Source organism: Streptomyces sp. GbtcB7 (assembly GCF_019091445.1).
Taxonomy (GTDB): domain Bacteria; phylum Actinomycetota; class Actinomycetes; order Streptomycetales; family Streptomycetaceae; genus Streptomyces; species Streptomyces mirabilis.
On record NZ_JAGXJM010000013.1, the window covers coordinates 185,275 to 200,243 of the forward strand.

At 70.9% G+C, this 14,969-nt stretch carries 15 protein-coding genes; 14 read left to right on the forward strand and 1 reads right to left on the reverse strand.

The window, feature by feature from the left end; translation table 11 throughout:
* The first annotated feature begins 188 nt into the window (after nucleotides 1–188).
* The 14 genes from KVT44_RS22555 to KVT44_RS22620 all read left to right on the forward strand — a co-directional run bounded on the left by KVT44_RS22555 (nucleotide 189) and on the right by KVT44_RS22620 (nucleotide 13,641).
* Nucleotides 189–602: an NADH-quinone oxidoreductase subunit A gene (locus tag KVT44_RS22555; protein WP_067367359.1), complete on the forward strand. Its 414-nt coding sequence runs from the start codon at nucleotides 189–191 to the stop codon at nucleotides 600–602.
* Nucleotides 593–1,246, forward strand: coding sequence for an NADH-quinone oxidoreductase subunit B (locus KVT44_RS22560; protein WP_217568290.1), 654 nt, complete (start codon nucleotides 593–595; stop codon nucleotides 1,244–1,246). Before KVT44_RS22555 ends, KVT44_RS22560 begins: the two co-directional genes overlap by 10 nt.
* Nucleotides 1,243–2,520 carry an NADH-quinone oxidoreductase subunit C gene (locus KVT44_RS22565; protein ID WP_217568291.1) on the forward strand — a complete coding sequence of 426 codons (1,278 nt, stop codon included), beginning with the start codon at nucleotides 1,243–1,245 and terminating at the stop codon, nucleotides 2,518–2,520. The genes KVT44_RS22560 and KVT44_RS22565 overlap by 4 nt, the downstream gene beginning before the upstream one ends.
* Nucleotides 2,517–3,485 carry a complex I subunit 1 family protein gene (locus KVT44_RS22570; RefSeq protein ID WP_054228325.1) on the forward strand — a complete coding sequence of 323 codons (969 nt, stop codon included), beginning with the start codon at nucleotides 2,517–2,519 and terminating at the stop codon, nucleotides 3,483–3,485. The genes KVT44_RS22565 and KVT44_RS22570 overlap by 4 nt, the downstream gene beginning before the upstream one ends.
* A 2-nt stretch (nucleotides 3,486–3,487) precedes the next feature.
* Entirely contained in the window at nucleotides 3,488–4,267 is a 780-nt protein-coding gene (locus tag KVT44_RS22575; protein WP_217568292.1) for an NADH-quinone oxidoreductase subunit I, read from the forward strand.
* On the forward strand, nucleotides 4,264–4,917 hold the full coding sequence (locus KVT44_RS22580; RefSeq protein WP_217568293.1) for an NADH-quinone oxidoreductase subunit J: 654 nt from the start codon (nucleotides 4,264–4,266) through the stop codon (nucleotides 4,915–4,917). The genes KVT44_RS22575 and KVT44_RS22580 overlap by 4 nt, the downstream gene beginning before the upstream one ends.
* Nucleotides 4,917–5,315 carry an NADH-quinone oxidoreductase subunit NuoK gene (nuoK, locus tag KVT44_RS22585; RefSeq protein ID WP_217568294.1) on the forward strand — a complete coding sequence of 133 codons (399 nt, stop codon included), beginning with the start codon at nucleotides 4,917–4,919 and terminating at the stop codon, nucleotides 5,313–5,315. Before KVT44_RS22580 ends, nuoK begins: the two co-directional genes overlap by 1 nt.
* Nucleotides 5,312–7,303: an NADH-quinone oxidoreductase subunit L gene (locus KVT44_RS22590; protein ID WP_217568295.1), complete on the forward strand. Its 1,992-nt coding sequence runs from the start codon at nucleotides 5,312–5,314 to the stop codon at nucleotides 7,301–7,303. Before nuoK ends, KVT44_RS22590 begins: the two co-directional genes overlap by 4 nt.
* 6 nt (nucleotides 7,304–7,309) lie before the next feature.
* The gene (locus KVT44_RS22595) at nucleotides 7,310–8,896 is read left to right on the forward strand and encodes an NADH-quinone oxidoreductase subunit M (protein WP_217568296.1); all 1,587 of its coding nucleotides are present in this window, start codon (nucleotides 7,310–7,312) and stop codon (nucleotides 8,894–8,896) included.
* Nucleotides 8,893–10,392, forward strand: coding sequence for an NADH-quinone oxidoreductase subunit N (locus KVT44_RS22600; protein ID WP_190169922.1), 1,500 nt, complete (start codon nucleotides 8,893–8,895; stop codon nucleotides 10,390–10,392). Before KVT44_RS22595 ends, KVT44_RS22600 begins: the two co-directional genes overlap by 4 nt.
* Nucleotides 10,393–10,608: 216 nt before the next feature.
* Entirely contained in the window at nucleotides 10,609–11,472 is an 864-nt protein-coding gene (gene htpX / locus KVT44_RS22605) for a zinc metalloprotease HtpX (protein ID WP_060901518.1), read from the forward strand.
* Nucleotides 11,469–11,861: a YccF domain-containing protein gene (locus KVT44_RS22610; RefSeq protein ID WP_054228318.1), complete on the forward strand. Its 393-nt coding sequence runs from the start codon at nucleotides 11,469–11,471 to the stop codon at nucleotides 11,859–11,861. The genes htpX and KVT44_RS22610 overlap by 4 nt, the downstream gene beginning before the upstream one ends.
* Nucleotides 11,862–11,876: 15 nt before the next feature.
* Entirely contained in the window at nucleotides 11,877–13,022 is a 1,146-nt protein-coding gene (locus tag KVT44_RS22615; protein ID WP_217568297.1) for a barstar family protein, read from the forward strand.
* A 52-nt stretch (nucleotides 13,023–13,074) separates the two neighbouring features.
* On the forward strand, nucleotides 13,075–13,641 hold the full coding sequence (locus tag KVT44_RS22620; RefSeq protein WP_099921169.1) for an SMI1/KNR4 family protein: 567 nt from the start codon (nucleotides 13,075–13,077) through the stop codon (nucleotides 13,639–13,641).
* A 55-nt stretch (nucleotides 13,642–13,696) separates the two neighbouring features.
* On the opposite strand, the gene KVT44_RS22625 is transcribed toward KVT44_RS22620, so the two are convergent.
* The gene (locus tag KVT44_RS22625) at nucleotides 13,697–14,941 is read right to left on the reverse strand and encodes an APC family permease (protein ID WP_217568298.1); all 1,245 of its coding nucleotides are present in this window, start codon (nucleotides 14,939–14,941) and stop codon (nucleotides 13,697–13,699) included.
* Nucleotides 14,942–14,969: the final 28 nt, after the last annotated feature.

The following is a 14,969-nucleotide window of genomic DNA, read 5'->3' on the forward strand; positions in this document are numbered from 1 at the left end:
GAACCCGGCGACGGGCGAGGCGGACGAGTCCCTGACATGTCCCCGATAGCCAATGCGTGACGGGCTGCTTACCGTCTCTTTAGCAGGCCCTAGACTCCCGTCCGTACAGATCGTCGAACGGGGCGCATCACAGCGTGCGCGACGGGGCGCGCGCCGGGCGCAACGAGGTCAGGGAGTGAGGGGCTGACGTGCCGGAACCGACCGTTGTCACGGCAACCGGGGCCGTCGTCGCGGCGGGCTACTTCCAGTCGTACTCGGTCGTCGGACTGCTCGCCGTCGTCGGCGTGCTGTTCGTCGCTGTCGCCTTCGGGGCGGGTCGTCTGCTGCGGCCGGTGGTCCCGACCCCCGAGAAACTCCTGACATACGAGTGCGGCGTCGACCCCGTCGGCGAGGGCTGGGCCCACACCCAGGTCCGCTACTACGTCTACGCCTTCCTCTACGTCATCTTCGCCGTCGACTCGATCTTCCTCTTCCCCTGGGCGACCGTCTTCGCCGCGCCCGGCTACGGCGCGGCCACCCTCGTGGAGATGTTCATCTTCCTCGGCTTCCTGGCCGTGGGCCTGCTGTACGCATACAAGAAGGGCGTCCTGACATGGACGTGACCCCCTCGGACGTGACCCCCTCGACGCCCTCCGAACCGGCGCCGCTGCCCGCGCCCGTGCTGCTTCCCGAGCCGGTGCTGCTTCCCGAGCCGAAGCGGCTCGGCGTGCTCTCCCGGCTGGCCCCGGAGCCGATGAAGGTGGTCCTGAACTGGGGTCGCCGCTACTCGCTCTGGGTCTTCAACTTCGGCCTCGCCTGCTGTGCGATCGAGTTCATCGCCGCGTCGATGGCCCGCCACGACTTCATCCGGCTCGGCGTGATCCCGTTCGCACCGGGTCCGCGCCAGGCCGACCTGATGGTCGTCTCCGGCACGGTCACGGACAAGATGGCCCCGGCCGTCAAGCGCCTCTACGAGCAGATGCCCGAGCCGAAGTACGTCATCTCCTTCGGCGCGTGCTCCAACTGCGGCGGCCCGTACTGGGACTCCTACTCCGTCACCAAGGGCGTCGACCAGATCATCCCGGTGGACGTCTACGTCCCCGGGTGCCCGCCCCGCCCCGAAGCGCTGCTGCAGGGCATCCTCAAGCTCCAGGAGAAGATCGCCCGGGAGTCGCTGGGGGAGCGCTACAGCTCCTCGCCGCGTCCGTCGGCCGCCGCCCTCCAGAGCGGCCTGGTGCGTCCGCCCGCCGTGAGGGAGGACCGATGACCGTCGGCTGGCTTCCCGCCCCCGTCGAGGAGCTCTTCGGCCCGGAGGCCACGGCCGAGGAGTCGTACGAGGTCCTGACGGTCGACGTACCGCCGACTGCCTGGCTCCCCGCCCTGGAGACCGCGCGCGACTCGCTGGGCTGCACCTACTTCGACTGGCTGAGCGCCGTCGACGAACCCGGCACGGGCTTCCGCGTCGCCGCGCACGTGGTGGCCCTGTCTCCCGTACGCCGCCTCCTCGTCCGTACGACCGTCCCGCACTCGGCACCCGTCCTGGCGACGGCGGTCTCCGTGTACGCCGGCGCCGGCTGGCACGAGCGCGAGACCCACGAGATGTTCGGCGTCACCTTCGAGGGCCACCCGGGCCTCGACCCCCTGCTTCTCCCCGAGGGCTTCGAAGGCCACCCCCTCCGCAAGGACTTCGTCCTCGCCGCCCGCGTCGCCAAGGCCTGGCCCGGGGCGAAGGAGCCGGGGGAGTCCGATCACGGTGGCCCCAAGCGCCGCCAGATGCTTCCGCCCGGCGTACCCGACCCCAACGAATGGGGTCCCCTGAAGGGCCAGCTCCCCCCGGCCCCCGCCCGCCCGGCGCGCGGAGCGGCCCGAGCCGCCGGCGACCGCCCGGTGCGGCGGGCCCGCACGGCGGGCGAGGGCTCGGCAAGCCAGACCACCACCACTGGTGACACGGGAACCGGTCCCGCCGCCGGTGCCACCACTGCTGCCGCTGCCGGTGCGCAGGCCCCGACGCCCCCTCGTCGGGCGCGCAGCGCCGGCCAAGGCTCGGCCAGCCAGCAGACCGAGGCCCCGGCCGCCGACGAACAGGCGCCTTCGACAGCCGCCCCCGCGGCCCCCGGAGCCGCCGAGCCGACGCCTCCCGCCGGCCCCCGCCGCACGCGCAGCGCCAGCCAGGGCTCGGCGACACAAAGGACACAGGCCACCGAGCAGCCGCCCGCTGCCGCGGCGCCGCGCAGCTCCGACGCCCCTTGGCACCACGCCCGCCCCGCGTTCGACGAGCCGCAGCAGGAGTCGAAGCAGGCGCAGGAACAGGCGCAGGAGCAGGAGCCGAAGCAGGCGCAGGAGCAGGAGTCCAGGTCGGAGTCGGAGCCGGGGGCCACCCCGGAGCCCGCGGCTGCCCCGAGTCCGGCCTCCGAGGCCACCTCGAAACCCCCGGCATCCCCCGAGTCGGACTCCGGCTCGCACCCCGACTCCACCCCCACTCCCGAAGACCCCACTCCCGAAGACCCCACCCCCAGAAACCCAGCCGGAGGCACGCAGTGAACGACGCTCTCGACGTCGCCCTACGCCTCCTCGTCGTCTTCGTCGTGTTCCTGACGTTCCCCCTGATCGTCGGTCAGACCGAGCACAAGGTGATGGCCCACATGCAGGGCCGCCTCGGCCCGATGTACGCCGGCGGCTTCCACGGCTGGGCCCAACTCGTCGCGGACGGCGTGAAGTTCGCGCAGAAGGAAGACATCGTCCCCGCGGGTGCGGACCGCCGTATCTTCCAGCTCGCCCCCGCCGTCGCCCTTCTCCCGTACCTTCTCGTCCTCCTCGCCATCCCGATCGGCCCGGGTGAGGGCGCCGTCGGCCAGGTCGTCGACGCGGGCATCTTCTTCGTTCTCGCCGTGATGGGCGTGGGCGTCCTCGGCTCGCTCATGGCGGGCTGGGCCTCGGCCAACAAGTTCTCCCTTCTCGGCGGCCTGCGCACCGCCGCGCAGCTCCTCGCGTACGAACTCCCGATGCTGCTGACCGCCGCCTCCGTCGCGATGGCGGCCGGCACGGTCTCCCTGCCCGGCATCGTCGCCGCCTTCGAGTGGTGGTGGGTGCCTTGGCAGATCGTCGGCGCGGTCGTCTTCTTCGTGGCGGGCCTCGCCGAACTCCAGCGCCCGCCCTTCGACATGCCCGTCGCCGACTCGGAGATCATCTTCGGCGCGTACACCGAGTACACCGGCCTGCGCTTCGCGCTCTTCCTCCTCGCCGAGTACGCCGGAATCGTCGTCCTGTGCGGTCTGACCACCGTCCTCTTCCTGGGTGGCTGGCACGGCCCGTGGGGTGCCGACGGCCTCGGCTGGGTCTGGACCCTTCTGAAGGCGGCCCTCCTCGCCTTCGTCGTGATCTGGCTGCGCGTCACCTACCCCCGCCTGCGCGAGGACCAGCTCCAGAAACTCTCCTGGACCCTCCTCATCCCCCTCTCTCTCGCCCAGATCGCCCTCACCGGCATCGTCAAGGTGGTGATCTCGTAACCATGGCTGAGCCTCTCCCGCCCACCCGTTCCCGCATTCCTGGCTCCGGACTCGCCAAGGGCCTGGCCGTCACCCTCCGCACGATGACGAAGAAGACCGTCACCGCGCAGTACCCGGACGCCCAGCCCGAACTCCCGCCCCGCTCCCGCGGCGTCATCGGCCTGTTCGAGGAGAACTGCACGGTCTGCATGCTGTGCGCCCGCGAGTGCCCGGACTGGTGCATCTACATCGACTCCCACAAGGAGACGGTCCCGGCGGCCGCCCCCGGTGGCCGCGAGCGCAGCCGCAACGTCCTCGACCGCTTCGCCATCGACTTCGCCCTGTGCATGTACTGCGGTATCTGCATCGAGGTCTGTCCTTTCGACGCGCTGTTCTGGTCCCCGGAGTTCGAGTACGCGGAGACCGACATCCACGAACTCACCCACGAGCGCGACAAGCTCCGCGAGTGGATGTGGACGGTTCCGGCCCCGCCCGCCCTCGACCCCGGCGCCGAGGAACCGAAGGAACTGGCCGCCGCCCGCAAAACCGCCGACAAACTCGCCGCCGAGGCAGCCACGGCAGCCGAACTCGCGGCGCAAGCAGCCGGACAGGCAGCCCAGCCCGAACCCCCGGCCAGCGGCACGACTACGCCCACGGACCCGACTACGGGCACGCCCACGGACCCGACTACGGGCACGCCCACGGACCCGACTACGGGCACGACCACGGACGCGACCACGGACCCGACTACGGGCATGCCCGAGCCCTCCAAGCCTTCCAACCCGCAGGACGGTGCGTCGTGAGCCTCGCAGCAGCCACGGCCGCCGCGGCGCGGGCCACGACCACCGCCGCCGAAAGCCACGGCTTCCTCTCCCCGACGGGCGTCGAGATCGCCTTCCTCCTCGTCGGCCTGGTCACCTTCGGCGCCGCGATCGTCACCGTCACCACCAAGCAGCTGGTGCACGCCGCCCTGTGGCTGGTGATGACGCTCGGCGGCCTCGCCGTCGAGTACCTCCTGCTCACGGCCGAGTTCATCGCCTGGGTGCAGGTCCTCATCTACGTCGGTTCCGTCGTCGTCCTCCTTCTGTTCGGTCTGATGCTCACCAAGGCGCCGATCGGCCGCTCCCCGGACGCCGACTCGGGCAACCGCTGGGCCGCCCTCACCGTGGCCGTCGCCGCGGCCGCCGTCCTTGTCTGGGTGGTCGTGGACGCCTTCCGCACCACCTGGGTCGATCTGACGGGCCCCGCCGCCGGTTCCACCGAGGTCACCGGAGCGAGCCTCTTCCAGAACTGGGTCCTTCCCTTCGAGGCCCTCTCCGTCCTCCTCCTCGCCGCCCTGGTCGGCGCGATCGTCCTCTCCCGCAAGGCGAAGGCGGACGCGACCACCACCGCGGACGCTGCCACCCCCTCGGGTGCCCAGAGCCGCCGGAGCGAGAAGGAAGGGACCCGCTGATGCACCTCGCCTATCCCGCCGTGCTCTCCGCCCTCCTCTTCTGCACGGGCCTGTACGGAGTTCTCGCGCGCCGCAACGCGATCCTGGTCCTGATGTCCGTCGAGCTCATGCTCAACGCCGTCAACCTGAACCTCGTCGCCTTCGACGTCTGGCTCTCCAGGACCAGCCGTGACGCGCTCCACTCCGGCCAGGCCCTGACCCTGTTCACCATCGCCATCGCGGCCGCCGAGATCGGCATCGGCCTGGCGATCGTCCTCGCCGTCTACCGGGGCCGCGGCACCTCGGACATCGACAAACTCCGCGACACCGCCGAGGGCCCCGCCCCGGACGGCTCCCACGGCGACGGCACCGAAGAAGCCCCCGTCACGGGAGACGAGAAGGCTGAGGCCACCGCGTGACCACGACCACCCTCGCCGTCCTCGTTCCCCTCCTTCCGTTCCTGGGCGCCGCGGCCGGACTCCTCCTCGGCCGCACGGCCCCCGGCTACGTCCGCCCCCTCGCGGTACTCCCGTCCCTCACCTCGCTAGCCCTCGCCGTACTGGTCGCCGTGCGCCAGGGCGGCGGCCAGGCCATCAACGCGGCCACCGAACTGACGCCCACCGGCTCGGTCCCGATCGAACTCGCCCTGCACATCGACGGCTTCGCCGCCCTCGTCGCCGTACTCGTCGGCGTCGTCGCCTCCTGCGTGCAGATCTACTCGACGGGCTACCTGCGCGACGACCCGCGCTACCCCTCGTACGCCGCTCTCGTCTCCCTCTTCACCTCCGCGATGCTGCTCGTCGTCTACTCCGGCGACCTGATCGTGCTCCTGGTCGGCTGGGAGGTCATGGGCATCTGCTCGTACTTCCTGGTCGGCCACTACTGGGAGACCCCCGAGGCCCGCGCCGCCTCGATCAAGGCCTTCCTGGTCACCAAACTCGGCGACGTCCCCTTCCTCATCGGTCTGTTCGCCCTAGGCACCGACGCCGGGTCCTTCCGCATCACCACGGTCCTCGGCACCGTCGCGAGCGGCGGACTGCACCATCCGACGCTGATCGCCCTGCTGCTCCTCGCCGGCGTGGCGGGCAAGTCGGCGCTGTTCCCGCTGCACACCTGGCTGCCCGACGCGATGGCGGGCCCGACACCCGTCTCCGCCCTGATCCACGCGGCGACGATGGTCGCCGCCGGTATCTACTTCGTGGCCCGGCTCCTCCCCGTCTTCCAGGCCTCCTCGGCCGCGATGGTGGTCCTCGCCGTCATGGCCGCTGTCACGATGGCGGGCTCGGCACTCGCCGCACTCGCCCAGGACGACATCAAGCGGGTCCTCGCCTACTCGACGATCGGCCAGCTCGGCTACATGGCCGGCGCCCTCGCCGTCGGCGACCGTGGTGCCGCCGTCTTCCACCTCCTGTCCCACGGCGCCTTCAAGGCGCTGCTGTTCCTCGCCGCCGGCGTGATCATCCATGCCTCCGGCACCAACTCGCTGGCCGTCATGTCCCGCATGACGGGCCTGCGATCCCGCGTCCCCGACGCCTACTGGACGATGACCGTGGCGCTGCTCGCGCTCGCCGCGATCCCGCCGTTCAGCGGCTTCTTCTCCAAGGAGGCCGTCCTCGGCGCGGCCGAGCACGTCGCCACCGGCCACACCGAGCACGCCCCCGGCTCCGCGGGCTGGATCGTCCTCGTCGCCGGTCTGGTCACCGCCGTACTCACCGCCGCGTACGCGACCCGGCTGTGGCTGCTGGCCTTCCACGGCCGGGGCGTCGAGGCCCCCGCCCACGGCAAGGAGCCGCGCAGCATGACCGTCGTGCTGTGGGTGCTCGCCGTCCCTTCCCTCGCTTTCGGGCTCGCGTACGGCCCACTGCCCGACTGGTTCGACGGCCGCGACCTGACACCGGTCCTCACCACCTCCGTCCTCGGCACGGGGCTCGCCCTGGTCGGCGGGATCGTCACCTACGGCGCCTGGCGGCACACCACCGCGCTGGCTCCCCGCGTGCCGATGGGTGCGGTCGTGGCCCATCCCGATGCCGAGCCCGCGCAGGTCGAGGCGGAGGCGATCGCCAGTCACGCGCCCGTGTTCGGAGACGTGGCCTACGCCCCAGACCCGGCGGATCCCGGACGGCTGCTGCTCGGCCCGCTGCACCGGCACGCGGCCGTCGGATTCCACCTCGACGCCGTGTACAACGTGCTGTTCGTCCGCCCCGTCCAGGCCGGAGCCGCACTCGTCCGGTTCCTCGACCGTGAGGTCGTCGACACCTACGTACGCGGTGCCGCCGCCCTACCCCGCCTGCTCGGCGCCGCCGTACGGCGCGCGCAGACCGGCAATGTGCAGACCTATGTGAGCGCGCTGCTCGCCGGCACCGTCGTCCTGGTGGTCGCCGCCCTCCTCGTCGCCACGGGAGCGTGAGCAGGCGTGATCGATATCAGTGAATCCGTGATGCAGATTCTTCTCGCGTTGATCGTCGTCGGGCCGCTCATCGGCGCCGCCGCCGCTCTCCTGCCCGCGCCGCCCGGACTGAAGGGGAAGTCGCCGGACCAGGCCGTGCTGCGGCACGGCGTGATCGTCACCGGCGTGGTGCTCATCGCCGCGATCGTCCTCGCGCTCGGCTTCGACCACGGCACCCCGGCCAAGGCACAGCAGATGCAGGCCACGACGGACATCAGCTGGATCCCCGCACTCGACGTGCGGATCCACCTCGGCATCGACGGCATTTCCCTCCCCCTTCTGGTCCTGACCGCGCTGCTGACCTTCCTCTGCGCGCTCTACAGCTACTTCAAGATGCCCGCGGGGCCGACCCCGAAGGCCTTCGTCGCACTGCTGCTCGTCCTCGAGTCCGGCACCCTCGCGACCTTCGCCGTCCTCGATCTGCTGCTGTTCTTCCTCGCGTTCGAGATGGTGCTCATCCCGATGTACTTCCTCATCGCCCGGTGGGGCGGTGCGCAGCGCCAGGCCGCGGCCTGGAAGTTCATCCTCTTCACACTGCTCGGTTCGGTCGTCATGCTGCTGGGCCTGCTTCTGATCGGAATCAAGGCGGGCACATTCGACATGGTGGCACTCGCCACTGACAACGGCCGGTCGCTGACCACATCCGTGCAGGTCATCGCCGTTTTGGCGATCGGAATCGGGCTCGCGGTCAAGACGCCGATGTGGCCGCTGCACAGCTGGCTGCCGGACGCCCACACCGCCGCGCCCACCGTTGGCTCGGTCCTGCTGGCTGGTGTACTGCTGAAGATGGGTACGTACGGTTTCGTCCGGATTCTGCTGCCGGTCGCGCCGGACGGGATGCACACCTTCGCCCCCTACCTCGCCGCCTTCGCCGTGGTCGGGATCATCTACGGATCCCTGGCCTGCCTGGCCCTCGCGAAACAGGGAGCGAAGGGCGATCTCAAGCGGCTCATCGCGTATTCGTCCGTCGGTCACATGGGATTCGTCCTGCTCGGCATCGCGACGATGACCCCGACCGGCGTGAACGGCGCGCTGTTCGCCAACATCGCCCACGGCCTCATCACCGGACTCCTCTTCTTCCTCGTCGGGGCGCTGAAGGACCGCACGGGCACCACCGACCTCGACACCCTCGCCGAGGAGACCGGCGCCGCGCTCTACGGCAAGGCTCCGCGTCTCGGCGGGCTCCTCGCCTTCGCCGCCGTCGCCTCTCTCGGGCTCCCGGGCCTCGCCGGATTCTGGGGCGAGATGCTGGCTCTGTTCGGCGCGTTCAAACCCGCAGCCGACCTCAGCCGTCCCGCGTATCTGACGTTCATGGCGATCGCCGCCTTCGGCACGCTGCTCACGGCCGCGTACATGCTCGTCGTCGTACGCCGTGTGTGCATGGGCGAGACCCCGGGGCAGGAGGCGCCGAAGCTCGCCGACGTCCAGAGCTACGAGTTCGCGGCCTGGACGCCGCTCGTCGCTCTCACCGTCGTCGCCGGCCTGTGGCCCAAGGCCCTTCTCGGCCTGACCGACCCGGCCGTACAGCAGCTCCTCGCAGGAGGCACCCGATGAGCTCCCTGGTCCAGTCCGTCGACTGGCTCGCGATCGCGCCGCCCACCCTCGCCGCGGTCGTCGGACTCGTCGTGCTCGTCGCCGACCTCTTCATCGGAGAGGAGAAGAAGGCGGTACTCGGCTGGGTGTCGGTGGCGGGGCTCGCCGCGTCCGCGCTCATGCTGCTGCCCCTCCGGGACGGCGACCGCGCCACCTTCTGTCTGACGGGCGACGCGCACGCCTGTAGCTACACGGCGGACCGCTTCACCCTCGTCATCCAGTTCCTGGTCCTCGGCGGCGCGCTCCTGGCGGCACTGCTGTCGGTCACGGCCCTGAAGGACGCCAACAAAGACCTCCCCGAAGGGGAGTTCTGGTTCCTGTTGCTCTCCTCGGCCGCGGGCGCCGCCCTGCTGCCCGCCTCCCGCGACCTCGCGACACTCATCGTCGCCCTCGAAGTCGCCTCACTGCCCGCCTTCGCACTTGTCGGCATCAAACGCGGTGACAGGAAGTCCTCCGAGGCGGCCCTGAAGTTCTTCCTGTCCTCCGTCACGGCGACCGCCGTCAGTCTCATGGGCGTCAGCTTCGTCTACGCGACGACCGGCAGCCTCTACCTGACCCAGATCGCGGACAGGATCCAGCACGTCGACGGACAGTTCCACACCCTCGCCCAGGCGGGCGTCGTCCTCACCCTTGTCGGCTTCGCCTTCAAGACGGCCGCCGTGCCCTTCCACTTCTGGGTGCCCGACACCTACGTAGGGGCGCCTTTGCCGATCGCCGCCTACTTGTCGGTCGTCGGCAAGGCGGTCGGCTTCTCCGGCCTGATCCTCGTCACCGTCGTCGCCCTCCCTTCGTACGGGGACGTCTGGGGCCCGGCGCTCGCCGCGCTGGCCGCCCTCACCATGACCGTCGGCAACGTCGGCGCCCTGCGCCAGCAGGCCACGCGCGCGTACAGCGCGGTCCGCCTGCTCGCCTGGTCCTCCGTCGGCCAGGCCGGCTACCTCCTGGTCCCGATCGCGTCCGCCGCCTACTCCAAGGACGCCGAGAAGGCCATCGGCTCCACCGTCGCGTACGCCCTGATGTACGCGGTGGTGAACCTGGGCGCCTTCGCCGTGGCCGCCCTCGTCGCCCGTACGAGCCCCCTGAACCGCATCAGCGACTACCGGGGCCTGTACGCGAGGAGCCCCCTGTCCGCGCTGATCCTCGGCTTCTTCCTGCTCTGCCTCGCTGGACTGCCGCCGGGCATCATCGGGCTCTTCGCCAAGGTCACCGTCTTCGCGGCCGCCGTCGACGCGGGGCTCGGCTGGCTGGCCGTGGTCATGGCCGTCAACGTCGTGATCGCGCTCTTCTACTACCTCCAGTGGACGACCCTGCTCTTCCGCGCCCCCGAGGGGGAGCCCGAGAAGCACCGTGTCCCGGCCCCGCTGACCGCCGCGATCGCCCTGACGGCCGTCCTGGGCATCGCCCTCTCCGGAGCACCCCAGCTGGTCCTGCGCTTCTCCACGACCGGCCTGTTCTGAGACCGTCACCCGGACCGTCACCCGGACCGTCACCCGGACCGTCACCCGGACCGTCACCCGGACCGTCACCCGGACGGTCCACGTGCGCTGTCGCGCGCACAAGGGAACTAGTGCTCCCCGCCTGGCGTTGACCAGTGCGGGAGGTTCCACTGAAAAGTGGAAGCAAGGTATCAGCAAGCAAAGGGTTCCCCTGCCGCACTACTTGGAGGGCGTACCGTGCACCGCCGGCACAATGGGCTCAGGACCGCCGTACTCCTCGGGGGACTGTCCGCACTCATCATCGTCATCGGCAGTTTCTTCGGGCGTACCGGCCTCGTCGTCGCGCTGTTCATCGCGATCGGGACGAACGCGTACGCGTACTGGAACAGCGACAAACTGGCTCTACGCGCGATGCGCGCACGCCCGGTGAGCGAATTCGAGGCCCCGGCCCTGTACCGCATCGTCCGAGAGCTCTCGACCCAGGCCCGACAGCCCATGCCGCGCCTGTACATCTCACCGACCGAAGCGCCGAACGCGTTCGCGACGGGACGCAATCCGCGCAACGCGGCGGTGTGCTGCACCGAGGGAATCCTGCGCATCCTGGACGAGCGCGAGCTGCGCGGCGTCATCGGCCACGAGCTCAGCCATGTCTACAACCGCGACATCCTGATCTCGTCGGTCGCGGGCGCCCTCGCCTCAGTGATCATGTTCCTGGTGAATTTCGCCTGGCTGATCCCGGTCGGCCGTTCGAACGACGACGAAGGCCCCGGCATCCTCGGCATGCTGCTGATCATGATCCTGGGTCCGCTCGCCGCGTCCCTCATCCAGCTGGCCATCAGCCGCTCCAGGGAGTACGAGGCGGACGCGTCCGGCGCCCAGCTCACCGGCGACCCCCTCGCCCTCGCCAGCGCCCTGCGCAAACTCGACGCGGGCACCAAACAACTGCCTCTGCCCCCCGAGCCGCGCATCGAGACCGCGAGCCACATGATGATCGCCAACCCCTTCCGCCCGGGCCAGGGAATGTCGAAGATGTTCTCCACGCACCCGCCGATGGCGGAGCGCATCGCCCGGCTCGAGCAGATGGCAGGTCGCCAGCAATGAAGACAATCCTGAACGTCATTTGGCTCGTCCTGAGCGGCTTCTGGCTGTTCCTCGGCTACTTGGCCGCCGGCGTGCTGCTGTGCATCACCATCATCGGCATCCCCTTTGGCATCGCGGCCTTCCGTATCGGCGTCTACGCCCTGTGGCCCTTCGGCTATACGACGGTGGAGCGCCGCGACGCGGGCGCCCCCTCCTGCGTCGGCAATGTTCTGTGGCTGGTCCTCGCGGGCTGGTGGCTCGCCCTCGCCCACATCGTCACCGGCATCCTGCTGTGCATCACGATCATCGGCATCCCGTTCGGCATCGCCAACTTCAAGCTCATCCCGGTCTCGTTGCTCCCGCTGGGCCGCGAAATCGTCCGCACGGACGAGCCGTTCGCCACGCGCTGACGGGGCGGCGCGGGGGTGCAGAATCCGAAGTACGCCGTGGCGGCGTACAGCAACAGGGGCGTCGGCGAGTCGATATGGGCCCTGTGCAAGGACGCCACTGACGAGCTCTACGCCGATCCGCTCCCTCCCCCGCGCGTCCGGTACGACCTCCTCGGCTGCGCACCCCGGGGCGAGCTGGCCGGGGCCGTGGAGCGGGCCCGCACCACGGGCTCCGCTCCGCTGGGCGGCCTATTGGTGCGGACCCTCGACGCCACACACACCCCGGTCGGGGAGGAATGGCCACTGGAGTACGCACGGGTCCTCGGCGACCGCCCGTGCGCGCTCGACCCGGCGCTGCGCGACATCACCGTCGAGGCGTCGGCGATCCCGGACACCCAGGCCGAACGCCCCCAACGGTCGTTACTCTCCGCGGGACACCGGCTCCTGGGCGCGGACGGCGAGCCGTGGGGCCACTGCCGGGACCTCGGCCAAGTCCCGGGCGAATTCCTCGAACCGGCTGACCCGCCGGTGCGCCTGCTCGGCTGCTCCCCGCGCGGATCCCTGCGCGACGCGCTCGAAGCGGGCGACGAGGACCTGGGACACGCCCGCGTGCTGCGCCTCAACTGGGTCGGCCGGACGGTCGGCTCCGTACTCGAAGGCGAGATCATCGCGTGGATCCCCTCCGCGCACGGCCGGGGCCTGGTCGATCTCACGCTCGACCCCTGGTCGCGGCGGCTTCCCAGAGCAGCCCGCGAGGCCTGGGACGTGTGGTGGCACGAACGCCAGTCCGAGCCGAACAGCTGGGCCCGATGCAGCTCGCAGGGGCGCGAGTTCTGGCTCGACCGGGCACGGGAAGGAACGAACCCGTACGGGCCCGACCCAGAGCCAGGCTCCACCTACCACCTCGACGGCCGCCACGTCACCGACGCGCCGGCCTTCCACTGCGCGCTGGGCGAGGCGGTGAACGGTCCCGGCGGCTACTTCGGCCACGACCTGAGCGCCGTCGCCGACTGCCTGCGAGGCGGCTACGGCGCCGAGCCGCCCTTCACCCTCGTCTGGCACGACGCGGACGTCGCCCGCACCTGCCTCGGCGTGACACCGTGCCGCGACCGCAGGCCTCCGACATTCGAGGAACTGCTCGCCTTCCTCACCGAGAACGGCGTCGACGTACGCATCGCCTGATGGGTTATCCACAGGCCGCCCGATTGTCAGTGGCGCGCTGCATCATGAAGCCATGACCGAAATCGAGCAGTTGCTGGCACGGGTCGGTACGGAGGCCCGCAACACCCGCCCGTGGGGCTGGCCTTCGCTCCCCGAGCCCGTGGACGCGGCCACGGTCACCCGCGCCGAAGCCGTCCTGGGCTTCACCCTGCCGCCACTGCTCGCCGCGCTCTACCTACAGATAGGGGACGGCGGCTTTGGTCCGGAGTACGGCCTGTTGCCGCTGCTCGACGGCGCCCCGTCCGGCGAGCCCGCCGCCGTCCCGCAGTACCTCGCCCACCGGGAGAGCGGCCGCCAGGACCCCGACTGGCCCTGGCCCGAGGGCGTCCTGCCGATATCCCACTGGGGCTGCGGGATGTACGCGTGCGTGGACTGCCGCAGCCCCCGGGGCACGGTCCTGCTCTTCGAGCCGAACGCCGACGAGGCCGACCATGCCTGGTACGTGGACGCACCCGACCTGGAGGCGTGGCTGGACACCTGGCTGGAGGGCTCCGGCTGGTACGAGGAGTCCAACGACGACACGGACTTGGCCCCTTGGCCCGACTTCCGCATACGCACGGCGGCGGCACAGGCCTCGTAGCGACCTGCCCGCCACCGACGCCCCGCCGATGGCCACCGCGAGGCCACCTGCCCCGTCACGCCGTACGCCGCCATCCCCTCACGCCGTACGCCGCCACCCCCACACCCAGCACAGCCACGCCCACGATCACCGAAAGCGCCGGCAGCGCGAACGCCAGGGTCACGCACCCGACGAGTCCCACCACCGGCACCAGCCGCGCCGCCGGAGCGGGGCTCAGGGTCCACGCCGACGCGTTGGCCACGGCGTAGTACGCCAGTACACCGAAGGAGGAGAACCCGATCGCGCCCCGCACGTCCACCGTCGCGGCCAGCGCGGCGACCACCGCGCCCACGGCCAGCTCCGCCCGGTGCGGCACCTGGAAACGCGGATGTACGTCGGCCAGGGTGCCCGGCAGATGACCGTCGCGGGCCATGGCCAGCGTCGTCCGTGAGACGCCCAGGATCAGGGCGAGGAGCGAGCCGAGCGCGGCCACGGCCGCACCCACCCGTACCACCGGCACGAGCCCCGGCACACCGGCCGTCCGCACCGCGTCGGCCAGCGGCGCCGAGGCGCGCCCGAGCCCCTCCGGCCCCAGCACCGAAAGGACCGCCACCGCGACCGCCGCGTACACCACGAGCGCGACACCCAGAGCCGTCGGGATCGCGCGCGGAATGGTGCGCGCCGGATCCCGTACCTCCTCACCGAGCGTCGCGATCCGTGCGTATCCGGCGAACGCGAAGAACAGCAGCCCCGCCGCCTGAAGCACCCCGCCCGCGCCACCGGAGACCCCGACGTCCAGTCGCCCGGCGTCGGAGGCGTCCGATCCGAGACACACGACCACCACGGAAGCGAGGACCGCGAGGACCACCGAAACGATCACCCGGGTCAGCCGGGCGGACTTGTGCATGCCGCCGTAGTTCACCGCGGTGAGGGCCACCACGGCCCCGACCGCCACCGCGTGCGCCTGCCCCGGCCAGACGTACGCGCCCACGGTGAGCGCCATCGCCGCACAGGAGGCCGTCTTCCCGACGATGAACGACCAGCCCGCCAGATACCCCCAGAAGGCGCCGAGACGCTCACGCCCGTACACATAGGTGCCACCGGAGGCGGGATACAGAGCGGCCAGCCGTGCCGAGGACATCGCGTTGCAGTACGCGACCACGGCCGCGACCGCGAGCCCGAGGAGCAGGCCGGACCCGGCCGCCCGTGCGGCGGGGCCCAACGCCGCGAAGATCCCGGCACCCACCATCGACCCGAGCCCGATGACCACGGCGTCCCCGACGCCCAGGGTGCGCCGCAACTCTGATCCGGACTGTGCCATGGACGGCACCCTACTGATCGCTGCAACC

What these genes read in the sequence shown, in the direction of transcription:
- KVT44_RS22560 (WP_217568290.1), top strand. Translation starts at nt 593, where the DNA reads ATGGACGTGACCCCCTCGGACGTGACCCCCTCGACGCCCTCCGAACCG.
- KVT44_RS22565 (WP_217568291.1), top strand. Translation starts at nt 1,243, where the DNA reads ATGACCGTCGGCTGGCTTCCCGCCCCCGTCGAGGAGCTCTTCGGCCCG.
- KVT44_RS22575 (WP_217568292.1), top strand. Translation starts at nt 3,488, where the DNA reads ATGGCTGAGCCTCTCCCGCCCACCCGTTCCCGCATTCCTGGCTCCGGA.
- nuoK (WP_217568294.1), top strand. Translation starts at nt 4,917, where the DNA reads ATGCACCTCGCCTATCCCGCCGTGCTCTCCGCCCTCCTCTTCTGCACG.
- KVT44_RS22600 (WP_190169922.1), top strand. Translation starts at nt 8,893, where the DNA reads ATGAGCTCCCTGGTCCAGTCCGTCGACTGGCTCGCGATCGCGCCGCCC.
- KVT44_RS22610 (WP_054228318.1), top strand. Translation starts at nt 11,469, where the DNA reads ATGAAGACAATCCTGAACGTCATTTGGCTCGTCCTGAGCGGCTTCTGG.
- KVT44_RS22620 (WP_099921169.1), top strand. Translation starts at nt 13,075, where the DNA reads ATGACCGAAATCGAGCAGTTGCTGGCACGGGTCGGTACGGAGGCCCGC.
- KVT44_RS22625 (WP_217568298.1), bottom strand. Translation starts at nt 14,941, where the DNA reads ATGGCACAGTCCGGATCAGAGTTGCGGCGCACCCTGGGCGTCGGGGAC.